The sequence below is a fragment of the Pseudomonas flavocrustae genome, assembly GCF_029872515.1.
Taxonomy (GTDB): domain Bacteria; phylum Pseudomonadota; class Gammaproteobacteria; order Pseudomonadales; family Pseudomonadaceae; genus Chryseomonas; species Chryseomonas aestiva.
The window spans coordinates 1-12,363 of record NZ_JAPDIQ010000017.1 but is presented as its reverse complement, the minus strand read 5'-3'; the positions used below and the strand labels follow the sequence as shown (position 1 = coordinate 12,363).

The 12,363-nt window shown below is 67.0% G+C and carries 12 protein-coding genes; 9 read left to right on the top strand and 3 right to left on the bottom strand.

Translation table 11 applies throughout. The annotated features are described in order from the left end of the window. Positions 1-95 precede the first annotated feature (95 nt). From lysS to OMP44_RS23850, 5 genes are all read left to right on the top strand, one after another. Positions 96-1,598 (top strand): lysine--tRNA ligase, encoded by a 1,503-nt coding sequence (gene lysS / locus OMP44_RS23870; protein ID WP_133862612.1) that lies wholly within the window; start codon positions 96-98, stop codon positions 1,596-1,598. Between the two features lie 258 nt (positions 1,599-1,856). Further along, entirely contained in the window at positions 1,857-2,864 is a 1,008-nt protein-coding gene (locus tag OMP44_RS23865) for a transporter (RefSeq protein ID WP_158891300.1), read from the top strand. A 227-nt stretch (positions 2,865-3,091) separates the two neighbouring features. Beyond that, positions 3,092-4,036, top strand: coding sequence for a curved DNA-binding protein (gene cbpA, locus OMP44_RS23860; protein ID WP_133862610.1), 945 nt, complete (start codon positions 3,092-3,094; stop codon positions 4,034-4,036). Then, complete coding sequence (locus OMP44_RS23855; RefSeq protein ID WP_133862609.1) at positions 4,036-4,356, top strand: chaperone modulator CbpM; 321 nt, start codon at positions 4,036-4,038, stop codon at positions 4,354-4,356. The genes cbpA and OMP44_RS23855 overlap by 1 nt, the downstream gene beginning before the upstream one ends. A 99-nt stretch (positions 4,357-4,455) precedes the next feature. Continuing rightward, entirely contained in the window at positions 4,456-5,199 is a 744-nt protein-coding gene (locus OMP44_RS23850) for a TIGR00266 family protein (protein ID WP_280311493.1), read from the top strand. 36 nt (positions 5,200-5,235) lie between these two features. Here the strand turns inward: OMP44_RS23850 and OMP44_RS23845 are convergent, their stop codons facing one another. Then, positions 5,236-6,144 (bottom strand): helix-turn-helix transcriptional regulator, encoded by a 909-nt coding sequence (locus OMP44_RS23845; protein WP_133862607.1) that lies wholly within the window; start codon positions 6,142-6,144, stop codon positions 5,236-5,238. 332 nt (positions 6,145-6,476) lie between these two features. Between OMP44_RS23845 and OMP44_RS23840 the strand changes: the two genes are divergently transcribed. The 4 genes from OMP44_RS23840 (at position 6,477) to OMP44_RS23825 (ending at position 10,481) form a co-directional block, all read left to right on the top strand. Then, positions 6,477-7,808 carry an MFS transporter gene (locus tag OMP44_RS23840; RefSeq protein WP_280311492.1) on the top strand — a complete coding sequence of 444 codons (1,332 nt, stop codon included), beginning with the start codon at positions 6,477-6,479 and terminating at the stop codon, positions 7,806-7,808. Between the two features lie 185 nt (positions 7,809-7,993). Then, positions 7,994-8,743 carry a fumarylacetoacetate hydrolase family protein gene (locus tag OMP44_RS23835; protein WP_133862605.1) on the top strand — a complete coding sequence of 250 codons (750 nt, stop codon included), beginning with the start codon at positions 7,994-7,996 and terminating at the stop codon, positions 8,741-8,743. Further along, positions 8,740-9,504 (top strand): SDR family oxidoreductase, encoded by a 765-nt coding sequence (locus OMP44_RS23830; RefSeq protein ID WP_280311491.1) that lies wholly within the window; start codon positions 8,740-8,742, stop codon positions 9,502-9,504. Before OMP44_RS23835 ends, OMP44_RS23830 begins: the two co-directional genes overlap by 4 nt. Positions 9,505-9,524: 20 nt before the next feature. Further along, positions 9,525-10,481 (top strand): 2-hydroxyacid dehydrogenase, encoded by a 957-nt coding sequence (locus OMP44_RS23825; RefSeq protein ID WP_280311490.1) that lies wholly within the window; start codon positions 9,525-9,527, stop codon positions 10,479-10,481. Positions 10,482-10,488: 7 nt separating this feature from the next. Here the strand turns inward: OMP44_RS23825 and OMP44_RS23820 are convergent, their stop codons facing one another. After that, positions 10,489-11,385 (bottom strand): metal ABC transporter ATPase, encoded by an 897-nt coding sequence (locus tag OMP44_RS23820; protein WP_280311489.1) that lies wholly within the window; start codon positions 11,383-11,385, stop codon positions 10,489-10,491. Between the two features lie 98 nt (positions 11,386-11,483). Then, positions 11,484-12,299: an aldo/keto reductase gene (locus tag OMP44_RS23815; protein WP_280311488.1), complete on the bottom strand. Its 816-nt coding sequence runs from the start codon at positions 12,297-12,299 to the stop codon at positions 11,484-11,486. Positions 12,300-12,363: the final 64 nt, after the last annotated feature.

Genomic DNA, 12,363 nt, shown 5'->3' with positions numbered 1-12,363 from the left:
CCATCACTTCCTGTAGGAGCGGCTCATAGCCGCGATAGAGCTCTATCGCGGCTATGAGCCGCTCCTACGGTCAGCACCCCAGGTAAACAGCAGACATGAGCGAACAACCCCTAGATCCCCAAGCCCAGGAACAGGAAGACAACAAGCTGATCGCCCAGCGCAAGGAAAAGCTTTCCGCGCTGCGCGATCAGCAGGCCATTCCCTTCCCCAACGACTTCCGCCGCGACAGCCTGGCCGGTGACCTGCAGCAGCAGTACGCCGACAAGACCAAGGAAGAGCTGGAAGCCGCCGGCATCAAGGTCAAGGTGGCCGGGCGCATCATGCTCAATCGCGGCGCCTTCATGGTGCTGCAGGACACCAGCGGGCGCATCCAGGTCTACGTCGACCGCAAGACCCTGCCGGCGGCAACCCTGGAAGCGGTCAAGAGCTGGGACCTGGGCGACATCATCGCCACCGAAGGCACCCTGGCCCGCTCCGGCAAGGGCGATCTCTACGTCAACATGAGCGATGTGCGCCTGCTGACCAAGTCGCTGCGCCCGCTGCCCGACAAGCACCACGGCCTGACCGACACCGAGCTGCGCTATCGCCAGCGCTATGTCGATCTGATCGTCAACGAGGAGGTCCGCCAGACCTTCCGCGTACGCTCTCAGGTCATTGCCCACATCCGCCGCTTCCTCATGGAGCGGGGTTTCCTCGAAGTCGAAACCCCCATGCTGCAGACCATTCCCGGCGGCGCGGCGGCCAAGCCCTTCGAGACCCACCACAACGCCCTGGACCTGGCCATGTTCCTGCGCATCGCGCCGGAGCTGTACCTCAAGCGCCTGGTGGTCGGTGGCTTCGAGAAGGTCTTCGAGATCAATCGCAACTTCCGCAACGAAGGCGTCTCCACCCGGCACAACCCCGAGTTCACCATGCTCGAGTTCTACCAGGCCTACGCCGACTACCACGACAACATGGACCTCACCGAGGAACTGTTCCGCGAACTGGCCATGGCCGTGCTCGGCAGCACCGACGTGCCCTATGGCGACAAGGTCTTCCACTTCGGCGAGCCCTTCGTGCGCCTGTCCGTGTACGACTCCATCCTCAAGTACAACCCGGACATTACCGCGGCAGACCTGCAGGACGTCGAGAAGGCCCGCGCCATCGCCAAGAAGGCCGGCGCCAAGGTGCTCGGCCACGAAGGCCTGGGCAAGCTGCAGGTGATGATTTTCGAGGAGCTGGTGGAGAGCAAGCTGGAGCAGCCGCACTTCATCACCGAGTATCCTTTCGAGGTCTCGCCGCTGGCGCGTCGCAACGACGACAACCCCAGCGTCACCGACCGCTTCGAGCTGTTCATCGGCGGCCGCGAGATCGCCAATGCCTACTCGGAGCTCAACGACGCCGAAGACCAGGCCGAGCGCTTCATGCTGCAGGTCCAGGAAAAGGACGCCGGTGACGACGAGGCCATGCACTATGACGCCGACTTCATCAACGCCCTGGAATACGGCATGCCGCCCACTGCCGGCGAAGGCATCGGCATCGACCGCCTGGTGATGCTGCTGACCAACTCGCCGTCGATCCGCGACGTCATCCTCTTCCCGCACATGCGTCCGCAATAAGGGTGGCGCCCCGTTCGGGGCGTCGCTCCGGCTGCTGCCGACCGGGGCTCTGTCATCAAAGGTTCATCCGGGCCTGCTAAGAGCCTGTTCAGAGTCTAGCGAGCTAGAGCCAAACAAGGCGAAAAGGGCTGAGGAAGCGGAATTTACGAAGGGTAAATGAGCATTCCGAGGGCGTTTTCAACGCTGTTTGGCCGACGCGCAGCAGACTTTGAACAGGCTCTTAAAGAGCCCTGATGTCGCGTCCCTTTGCAGGTAGCCATGACCAATACGTTGATCCCCTTGCATCCGGCCGCCGAACGGCTGGGGCTGCTCTACGCCTATCATTTCACCTCCGGCCAGCCGGGCCGCGCCCTGACCATGGCGCCGGAAGATCCCTGGGAGGCGGAAGAGGGCGGTTTTCGCTGGCTGCACTTCAACCTGGCCCACGCCGCCGCCGAACGCTGGATGCGCGAGCACCTGGGGTTGCCCGAGGAATTCTTCGAATCCCTGCACGCCGGTTCCCATTCGACCCGGCTGGAACCGGCCGACGACACCCTGCTCGGGGTGGTGAACGACGTGACCCTCGCCTACGGCCAGGTCTCGGTGGACGTCGCCACCCTCTGGGCCTGCGCCCGCCCGGGACTGCTGGTGACCGCCCGCGCCCAGCCACTGCGCTCGGTGGATCGCCTGCGCCATGCGGTGCGTCGCGGCGAGGGCTTCGGCTCCACCCTGGAGCTGCTGGTGCACCTTCTGCGCGATCAGGCCGATGTGCTCACCGGCATCATCCGCGACACCACGGTCAAGGTGGATGCCATCGAGGATCGCCTGCTGTCCCAGCGGCTCTCCGCCAGTCGCGCCGAACTGGGCGGTCTGAGACGCGCCCTGGTGCGGCTACAACGGCTGCTGGCCCTGGAGCCGGGCTCCTTGCTGCGACTGCTCAACCGGCCACCGGCCTGGCTGCGGCGCGACGACATCCAGACCCTGCGCGAGGCGACCGAGGAATTCGACCGGGTGCTGGACGACCTCGCCGCCCTGGTGGAGCGGCTCAAGCTGCTGCAGGAAGAGATCGCCGCCGCCTCCGCCGAGCAGACCAATCGCACCCTGTTCACCCTGACCCTGGTCACGGTGCTGGCCCTGCCGATCAACATCATCGCCGGCTTCTTCGGCATGAACGTCGGCGGCATCCCGCTCTCCGACTCGCCCCACGGTTTCTGGATCCTGGTGGCGCTGGTGGCGACCTTCACAGTGCTGGCCGGCAGCCTGGCCTTTCGCAAGCGCGGTGACTGACCGGCTGCGTGCAACCCCCGGGCGTGCGTCGCGGTCTTTAGTGCGGTGCTTCAGAAGTTGACTGCACAATTTTGGCGGCGCTTTTTGCTCCTGGACGTTGTTGCCACTCCTCGCCATAGCCCTGCTATGACTCGTCGCGGCGCCCAGCCCAAGAGGAAAAATCACTCGCCAACTCTTGCGCGAACCGCTGTAGCACCACACTAGGCAGCCTCCCACTGGAGACCACGATGGACTTCAAGGACTACTACGAGGTGCTCGGCGTCGCCCCCGACGTCGACGACAAGACCCTCAAGACCGCCTATCGCAAGCTGGCGCGCAAGTACCACCCCGATGTGAGCAAAGAGGCCGAGGCCGAGGCCCGCTTCAAGGAGGTGGCCGAGGCCTATGACGTCCTGCGCGATCCGCACAAGCGGGCGGAATACGACCAGATACGCCTCTACCAGCAGCAGGGCGAACGCTTCCAGGTGCCGCCGGACTGGCAGCCGGGTTCCGGCGCCGACTACAGCGATCCCCAGGCCGGTTTCGGCGAGGACTATTCCGACTTCTTCGAGTCCCTGTTTGGCGCCGCCGGGCGTTCCCCGCACGGCGGCTTCGCCCGCCGGGGCCGTGACATCGAACTGGAGCTGCCGCTGTTTCTCGAAGAGAGCCAGGCCGGCAGCACCAAGCCGCTGAGTTTCAGTCTGCCGCAACGGGATGAACTGGGCCGCCGCGTGGGTGAGACCACCAAGACGCTCAATGTCAAGATTCCCGCCGGCAGCGTCGACGGCGAACGCATCCGCCTCAAAGGTCAGGGCGAGCCGGGGCTCGGCGGTGCCGAGGCGGGAGACCTCTATCTGGTCATCCGCCTGGTTCCTCATCCGCTGTTCGACGTGGACGGCCAGGATCTGGTGGTCAGTGTACCGCTCGCCCCCTGGGAAGCCGCGTTGGGCGCCAGGGTGCAGGTGCCGACGCTGGATGGGCAGATCATGCTCAGTATCCCGCCCGGCAGCCAGAATGGTGCGCGGTTGCGGGTGCGCGGCAAGGGCCTGGCCGGCAAGGCCGGGCAGGGCGATCTGCATGCCCTGCTCAAGGTGGTGATGCCGCCTCAAGGCGACGAAGAAACCCAGGCGCTGTGGCGCCAACTGGCCGAGCGGGCGGCCTTCGATCCCCGCCGCGACTGGAGGAGAGTCTGATGAGCAGTCTGATCGTCCTACAGGAATTCTGCGTGCTCTGCGAGGTAAGCGAGCCGGTGGTGGTGGAGATCGTCGAGCATGGCATCCTGGCGCCACAGCGGGGCAAGCGCCCGTCCGAGTGGCACTTCGATACCGGCGCCCTGCACCGCGCCCGTCGCGCCGTGCGCCTGAGGCGCGAACTGGAACTGGACTGGCCCGCCACCGCCCTGGCCCTGCACCTGCTGGACGAGGTGGAAGAGCTGCGCCGCGAGAACCGGCGCCTGCGGCGGCGCCTGGAGCGCTTCGCCGGTGAGCTGCGAGACGTGGGCGCCGATTCGTAGGGTGGAAAACCGCGCAGCGTTTTCCACGCGCCTTGCCCCTTCGCAGGACAGCGGAAAAGGCTACGCCGTTTTCCACGCTACATCAGGAGTTCGACAACCATGCCCAGCCATATCCTCGACCACCGCATTCTCGGCGAATCCCTGCAGGCGGTGGAGATCGGTCTCGATCCCGGCGAGACTGTGATCGCCGAGGCCGGTGCCATGACCTACATGGAGGCCGACATCGACTTCACCGCGCGCATGGGCGACGGCTCCGCTGGCTTGCTCGGCAAGCTCTGGGGCGCCGGCAAGCGCATGCTCGGCGGCGAGTCGCTGTTCATGACCCATTTCACCAACGAAGGGCGCGAGAAGCGCCACGTCGCCTTCGCCGCGCCCTATCCGGGACAGGTGATTCCGCTGGACCTCGCCGCCCTGGGCGGCACCCTGTTCTGCCAACGCGATTCCTTTCTCTGCGCCGCCAGGGGCACCCGCATCGGCGTGGCCTTCACCCGGCGCCTGGGCGCCGGCTTCTTCGGTGGCGAGGGCTTCATCCTGCAGCGGCTGGAGGGGGATGGCATGGCCTTCGTGCATGCCGGCGGCACGGTGATCCGCAAGGACCTCAGGGGCGAGACCCTGCGCCTGGACACCGGTTGCCTGGTGGGTTTCACCAGCGGTATCGACTACAACATCAAGCTGGCGGTTGGCCTGCGCAGCATGCTGTTCGGCGGCGAAGGCCTGGTGCTGGCGACCCTGAGCGGCCACGGTACCGTGTGGATCCAGACCTTGCCCTTTTCCCGGCTAGCCGGCCGGGTCCAGGCCGCGGCCGGCGGCGTCACCGGTGAACGCCGCGCCGGTGGCGACTGATCCGTTCGGCCCACCCCGGGCATGCCCGGCGGTGGCTCAGCTGCCCAGCTGACGGCGAAACTGGCTGGGTGGTACGCCCTGGGCCTGGCGGAAGCGCCGGGAAAAGTAGGCTTCATCGGCGAAGCCGCAGCGCATGGCGATCTCGCCCACCGAGAGTTCGGTGTCCAGCAGCAGGCTCCTGGCCAGGTGCATGCGGCGCTCCAGCACCAGTTCGCTGAAGGTCTTGCCGGTTTCCTTGCGCAGCCAGTGCGACAGGTAGTTTGGCGACAGGAAGCTGGCTGCCGCCACGGTCTTCAGGTCCAGTTCTGGATCGGCAAGATGATGGCGTACGTACTCGGTCATCCGTGCCAGGGCGTTGCGGCGGTTGCGTCGGGTGGCATTGGCCGCAGCGAGCGCCTGCAGGGGATCGGCGTAGGCCCGGCAGACGAGCGCGATGAGTTGCAGCAGACAGCCCTTGAGGTATTCCCGCGTGCCGAAGGGGCGTTCCGCCGCGGCATCCAGAGCCTGCATCCGCTCGAGCAGGGCGAGCACCTCCGCCCAGTCCTGCTCGTCCAGGGCGAAATCCAGCTCGCCCTGGAAACGAAACGGGGCGAGTTCGGGAGCCTGCTGCAGACTGACGTCTTCCAGGTCCAGAGGCGAGCAGTTCAGGTGGGGCAGCAGGAAGTGCTGGTCGAAGTTCAGCAGCAGCGCCCGGCTACCGGGCTCCGGCGGGATGTGATGCAGCCGATGCGGCAGGACGAAGGCCAGGCTGCGTTCGGCGAAGGGCCGCTCGACGTTGCCGATGCGCTGGCTGCCCGCCGCGCCCAGATTGACCTGTATCTGGAAATACTCGTGGCGATGGGGCAGGGGTTCGCCGGTGGAAAAGGATTTTTCGCGGATATGGAAGTCGGCCTTGGCACTGCGTTGGCGCATGCCAAAAGTGGGAACGCGGGGGGTGGCACGCATCTTTCTCTCCAAAGGCGGGCGCAGGAACGCTGCCGGTAAAGGTGTCGCTGCGCGGACGCTGGTGATCGTCCAAGTCGATCAATGAGCGGCCTTCACTCGATCCGCTCTAGCCCGCGACTCCATTCCCGTCCGGCTAGGTGCCGGGGCGCCTAGGGGAATCTGGATTTATCCACGCACTTGATGGCTGACCCCTTCGCCAGGCTTCTCGGACGGTTGTCAAGGTTTAGTCATACGATAACCTACATCTGTTGCAACAGGGGTAATGCCGTTCCGCCGGCGGCCCCGGGAAACCTCCCGCCACGCGCTCTCCAACAATAAAAAGGGGCTCTGGAATGTCGACTCTCTCTACCTCTCCCAAGACGGCCGCCATTGGCGATGCCGCCGCCCGGGCACTGCCGACGCGGCGCCGCTGGTTCATGCTGACGTTGCTGCTGGTGGCCACCGTCATCAACTACGTGGACCGGGTGAACATCTCCATCGCCGCGCCCTTCCTGTCCCGTGACCTCGGCCTGGACAAGGTCCAGATGGGCCTGATCTTCTCCGCCTTCGCCTGGACCTACGCCTTCGCCCTGGTGCCCGCCGGTTTCATCGCCGATCGCTTCGGCTCGCGGCTGGTGTACGGCGCTTCCCTGATCACCTGGTCCGCCGCGACAGTGGGGCAGGGCATGGTCAGCGGCTTCGCGTCGCTGTTCGGCCTGCGGCTCGCCGTCGGCGCGCTGGAAGCGCCGGCCTTTCCGGCCAACAGCCGGGCGGTCACGGTGTGGTTCCCGGCGCGCGAGCGCGGCATGGCCAGCAGCATCTACGTCTGTGGCCAGTACCTCGGCACGGCGCTGTTCACCGGGGGCTTGCTGTGGCTCGCCACTCACTACAGCTGGCGCCACGTGTTCTACGTGACCGGCAGCGCCGGCATCCTCTTCGGCCTGGTCTGGCTGTGGCTCTATCGCGATCCGAGCGAATGCAAGAAGGTCAGCCCGGAGGAGCTGGCCTATATCGAAGAAGGCGGCGCCCTGGTCAAGAGCGCGGGCGAGCGTACGCGTTTCGACTGGCGGCAACTGGCTGAACTGCTCAGCTACCGGCAGGTGTGGGCGATCTGCCTGGGCAAGTTCGCCAGCACCTCGGCGTTGTATTTCTTCCTCACCTGGTTCCCTACCTATCTGATGGAGGAACGCCAGATGAGCACCATCAAGGTCGGCATCTTCGCCGTGCTGCCCTTCGTCGGCGCCACCGTGGGCATCCTGCTGGCCGGGGCGGTATCGGACCTGCTGATCCGTCGTGGCTGCTCGCTGTCGTTCGCGCGCAAGCTGCCGTTGGTGGTGGGGTCGGCACTGGGCATGTCCATCGTGTTGGTCAACTTCACCGACTCCAACCTGTTGTGCATCGCCATCCTGACCTGCGCCTTCTTCGCCCAAGGAATCGCCTCGGCGTCCTGGGCGGCGGTTTCGGAGGTGGCACCCAAGGAGCTGATCGGCGTCACTGGCGGCTTCACCAGCCTGGCGGCAAACATCGGCGGGATCGTCACCCCCACGGTGATCGGTTTCATCGTGCAGAACACCGGCAGCTTCGCCTACGCCTTCTGGTTCATCGGCGCGGTGGCCCTGATGGGCACGCTGTCCTACTCCTTCCTGCTCGGTCGGCTGCACCGCATCGAATTGCGCCCGCGCTAAGCGCCTGCGGGTGGGTCTCGTAGAAAGCCGCCACTCCATTCGGGAGCGGCGGCTTTGGTCCGTCGAGGGACCTGGTCCGCGCCGCTCAGGAGCCGTCATTTGTCCAGACGATAGCCGGAAAACTGCAAATCCCCTCGATGACGTTCTCCTAGCATGAGGTCACCCAACCGCTCAGGACGATCCCCATGCTCGTCGATGCCACCCCTTCCCTCGCCTCACCTCTGCCGCCTCTGCCAGCGCCACCGCCGCCTGCAAGCATCGCTATCGCCGGCCATGGCGAGCGCTTCTTCGTCGGCCGGGTGTTCTGCCTGGGGCGCAACTATGGCTGGGACGGGACGCCTGACGTCCGCGGGGCCACGCCGCTGTATTTCATGAAGCCTGCCAACGCGGTGATGGACGCCCGAGGTGAAGTGCCCTTTCCGCCAGCCACCAGCGAGTTCTGCCATGAGGTGGAACTGGTGGTGGCCATAGGTCGCGGCGGCTTCCGCATCCCGGTGGCGACGGCGCTCGAGCACGTCTGGGGTTACGCCGTGGGATTGGACATGACCCGCCGCGACCTGCAGGCCCGAGCCAAGGCCGAGGGCCAGTCCTGGGAGGCGGCCAAGGGCTTCGACGGGGCGGCGCCCATCGGGCCGTTGTTCCCTGTAGCCCAGTGTGGCCATCCCATCCAGGGCGCCATCTGGCTCGCGGTGAACGGCGAGGAGCGGCAGCGCGCCGATCTGGGCGAACTCATCTGGTCGGTGGCCGAGGCCATCAGCCTGCTGTCCGGCTACCTACCGCTGCAGCCCGGCGACCTGCTCATGACCGGTACGCCGCCCGGTGTTGCGCCTCTCGCGGCGGGCGATGTCATCACCGCCGGCATCGCCGGTCTCGGGCGGCTCGATCTGGCGGTCGGCCACCCCCCGCAACCCTGGAATCCTGGAGAACAACAATGAAAGAGACTTCCACCCCGCGCATCGCCCTGGTGACCGGTGCCGGCAGCGGCATCGGCAAGGCCGTAGCCCTGGCCCTACTTGACGCGGGCTTCACCGTGGTGCTCGCCGGGCGGCGCAGTGAGCCGTTGCAGGCGCTGGTCGACCAGGCCCTGGGTCAGGGGCAGCAGGCCCTGGCGATCCCTACCGACGTGCGCGATCCGGCCAGCGTGGAGCGACTTTTCTCCAAAATCGAGCGGGAGCTGGGGCGCCTGGACCTGCTGTTCAACAACGCCGGCGTCAACGCCCCCGCGGTGCCGGTCGACGAGCTGCCGCTGGACAACTGGGACAATGTCCTCGCCACCAACGTCACTGGCGTCTTCCTGTGCGCCCGCGCGGCCTTCGGCCTGATGCGGCGCCAATCGCCCCAGGGCGGGCGGATCATCAACAACGGCTCCATCTCGGCCCACGCCCCGCGGCCGTTCAGCGCGCCCTACACGGTGAGCAAGCATGCGGTGCTGGGACTGACCAAGAGCCTGGCGCTGGATGGTCGGGCCTACGACATCGCCTGTAGCCAGATCGACATCGGCAACGCCCTCACCGAACTGTCGGAGCGCATGACCCGGGGCGTGCGTCAGGCCAACGGCGAGATCGCCGTGGAGCCCATGTGCGACGTCCGGCACGTCGCCGATGCGGTGCGCTACATCGCCGGACTGCCGCTGTCGGCCAACGTCCTGAATCTGACCGTGATGGCGACGAAGATGCCCTTCGTCGGCCGCGGCTGAAACCCGTGGAGGAATTCCCCATGAGCAAACCCGTCATCCTGCAACTCAGCGCCATCCTGATTCCGGCGATCCGCGAGCGCCTCGCCGAGCGCTTCGAGGTACACCGCTACTTCGAGATCGAAGACCAGGCGGCCTTCCTCGTCAGCCACGGTGCCCGTATCCGCGGCGTGGTGACCGGCGGCCATACCGGCATCGCCCGGACACTGCTGGAGCAGTTGCCGGCGGTGGAAGTGATCGCCGTCAATGGGGTCGGTACCGATGCCATCGATCTGGCCTACTGCCGCGACCGCGGCATCAAGGTGGCGGCTACCCTGGGTGCCCTGACCGAGGACGTGGCCGACCTGGCCGTAGGCCTGCTCATCAGCGCCTGTCGCGGACTCATGGAAGGCGACGGCTTCGTTCGCGCGGGCCACTGGGCCAGCAGTCCCACGCCGCTGGCACCGTTGCCGCTGGCGCGCCGCTTCAGCGGCATGCGCGTCGGGATCGTCGGCCTGGGCCGGGTCGGACGGGCGGTGGCCACCCGGGTCGCCGCCTTCGGTTGCCCGGTCGCCTACACCGATCTGCGGCCGATGACCGATGTCGAGCACACCTTCGTTGGTGACCTGGTCGAACTCGCCCGCCAGAGCGATGCCCTGGTGGTCGCCGCAGCGGCGGACCAGGCCAGCGGCATCATCGATGCCCAGGTGCTGGAGGCGTTGGGCCCGGACGGCTTTCTGGTCAACATTGCCCGCGGCAAGCTGGTCGATGAAGCCGCGCTGATCGCCGCCCTGCGCGAAGGGCGGATCGCCGGCGCCGGGCTGGACGTCTTCGTCGACGAGCCGCGCGTACCGGCGGCGCTGAGGGAGGATTGGCGGGTAGCGCTGCAACCGCATCGGGCCAGCGCCACGCTGGAAACCCGCACGCGGATGGGCGAGATGGTGATCGAGGCCCTGGAGACGGGCCTCGCCGGGGGCGAACCGGTCGGGCGCGTGGCCTGAGTCGGCCTCAGGCCCGCTGCAGGGCGCTCTGGGGCGCCATGCGCTCCAGCCAGTCGCGCCAGCGCACCCGGCTGTCGTGGACCAGCCAGCCGTCCTGGCGGGCGAAGCTTTCCGACAGCCAGAGGCCGCGGGTCGACACCGGCAGGCGCTGGCCGGCGGACAGGGTGTAGAGCTCGCCGGTGGGCTTGCCTTCGTCCAGGGCGACCAGATAGAGGTCCGGGCGCTGGCGCGCCAGGCGCGCCAGCAACTGGCCGTTCTCGATCTTCTCGTCGACGTGGAACAGACTCGGCGCCTTGCATTCCTTGGGCAGTTCCAGCAGCAGGTCATAGACCAGTTGCAGCGAGGCGGTGGGGGTGTGCACATAGGCGCGGGGGCGTTCCAGCAGCGCCAGGCTGCCGCAGCGCACCGGCCGCGCCGCGCCCGAGCGCGGGGTCAGGCGAAAGGCCACGTCTTCGCGGTAGGGCAGGGCCGGGGCATAGGGCGTCGGCAGCCAGGTGTCGGCGAAGCGTCCGGCCAGCCAGCCGCGCGGCGTCTCGATCAGGCACTCCTCGGCCACCTCCTGTACGGCGGTGAGCAGCGGCAGGGCCAGTTCGTGGGTCGGGATGTAACCGGATATCAGCTTGAGCACCACGTCGCCCCGATCGGGCCGGCGCTGGCGTACCAGCAGCCAGTGGTCCTGGCCCTGCCAGTTCAGCGTCAGGCGCACCGAGACGCCCAGGTTGGCGAGCTTCGCACTGAAGTGCTGGGCATCCTCGATCTCGATCGGCTTGCGCCGCTCCAGCATCTCGCTGAAATTCAGCGGTTGGCCGAGCGCCTGGTAGGTGAGGCCGTCATGATTGGCCTCGACCGAAAGGGGCAGGGTCTTGAACGCCTTGGGATTGTGGCGGGCGATGAGCTGGGGCATGGCCGACTCCTGTTGTAGTGTGCCGCGGACGCGCCGTCCCGGGCGACCGGGCAGGACGTCCAGCGGACGAAGGCAAGGGTTCAGCGAAACGCTCTGGATCAGGGCCGAGCGGAGATCACTTCGGCCAGGGTACGGACATTATGTGACAGGTGCAGGGGATCGATAGTGCCGACTATCGCACCGCTCACCCCGGGCTCGCCGAATACCCGGGCGAAGCTCGCGCACACCGGATCCTGGCCGGTACCGAGCACCGCGTGGCCGCTGGCCAGGGCCTTCTTGATCAGGATGCCCTTGCCCTGGGCGGCGGCGGCTCGGATCACCGGGATCTCGGCGTCTTCGTTGAGGTTGAAGGTGACCATGGCGCAATCGCCGGTCTCCAGCGCCTTGAGACCGCCCGCGACGGTCTTGCCGGAAAAGCCGAAGGCGCGGATCAGGCCTTCGCGCTTGAGCTCGGCCAGGGTCTCGTAGCAGCCGCTGTCCTGGAGGATGGCCAGGTCGTTGCCATCGGAATGCACCAGCACCAGGTCCAGCCAGTCGGTCTCCAGCCGGCGCAGGCTGCGTTCCACCGAGCGGCGGGTATGGGCCGCGCTGAAGTCGAAGCTGGACAGGCCATCGGTGAATTCCTCGCCGACCTTGCTGGCGATCACCCAGTGCTGGCGCTGGCCACGCAGCAGTGGACCCAGGCGTTCTTCGCTGCGGCCGTAGGCCGGCGCGGTGTCCAGCAGGTTGATGCCCAGCTCGCGGGCCAGGCTGAGCAGATCGGCGGCGCTGCGGTCGTCGGGGATGGTGAAACCGTTGGGGTACTTCACGCCCTGGTCGCGGCCGAACTTGACCGTGCCCAGGCCCAGTGGGGAAATCTCGAGACCGGTGCTGCCCAGCGGACGCTGCAGACCATGTAGGGTGCGCAGGCTCATGGCAGCAGCTCCTCCCAGAAGGGCGCGGCCACCGGCGGTTGCGGATGGGCGGGCAGGGCGGGGT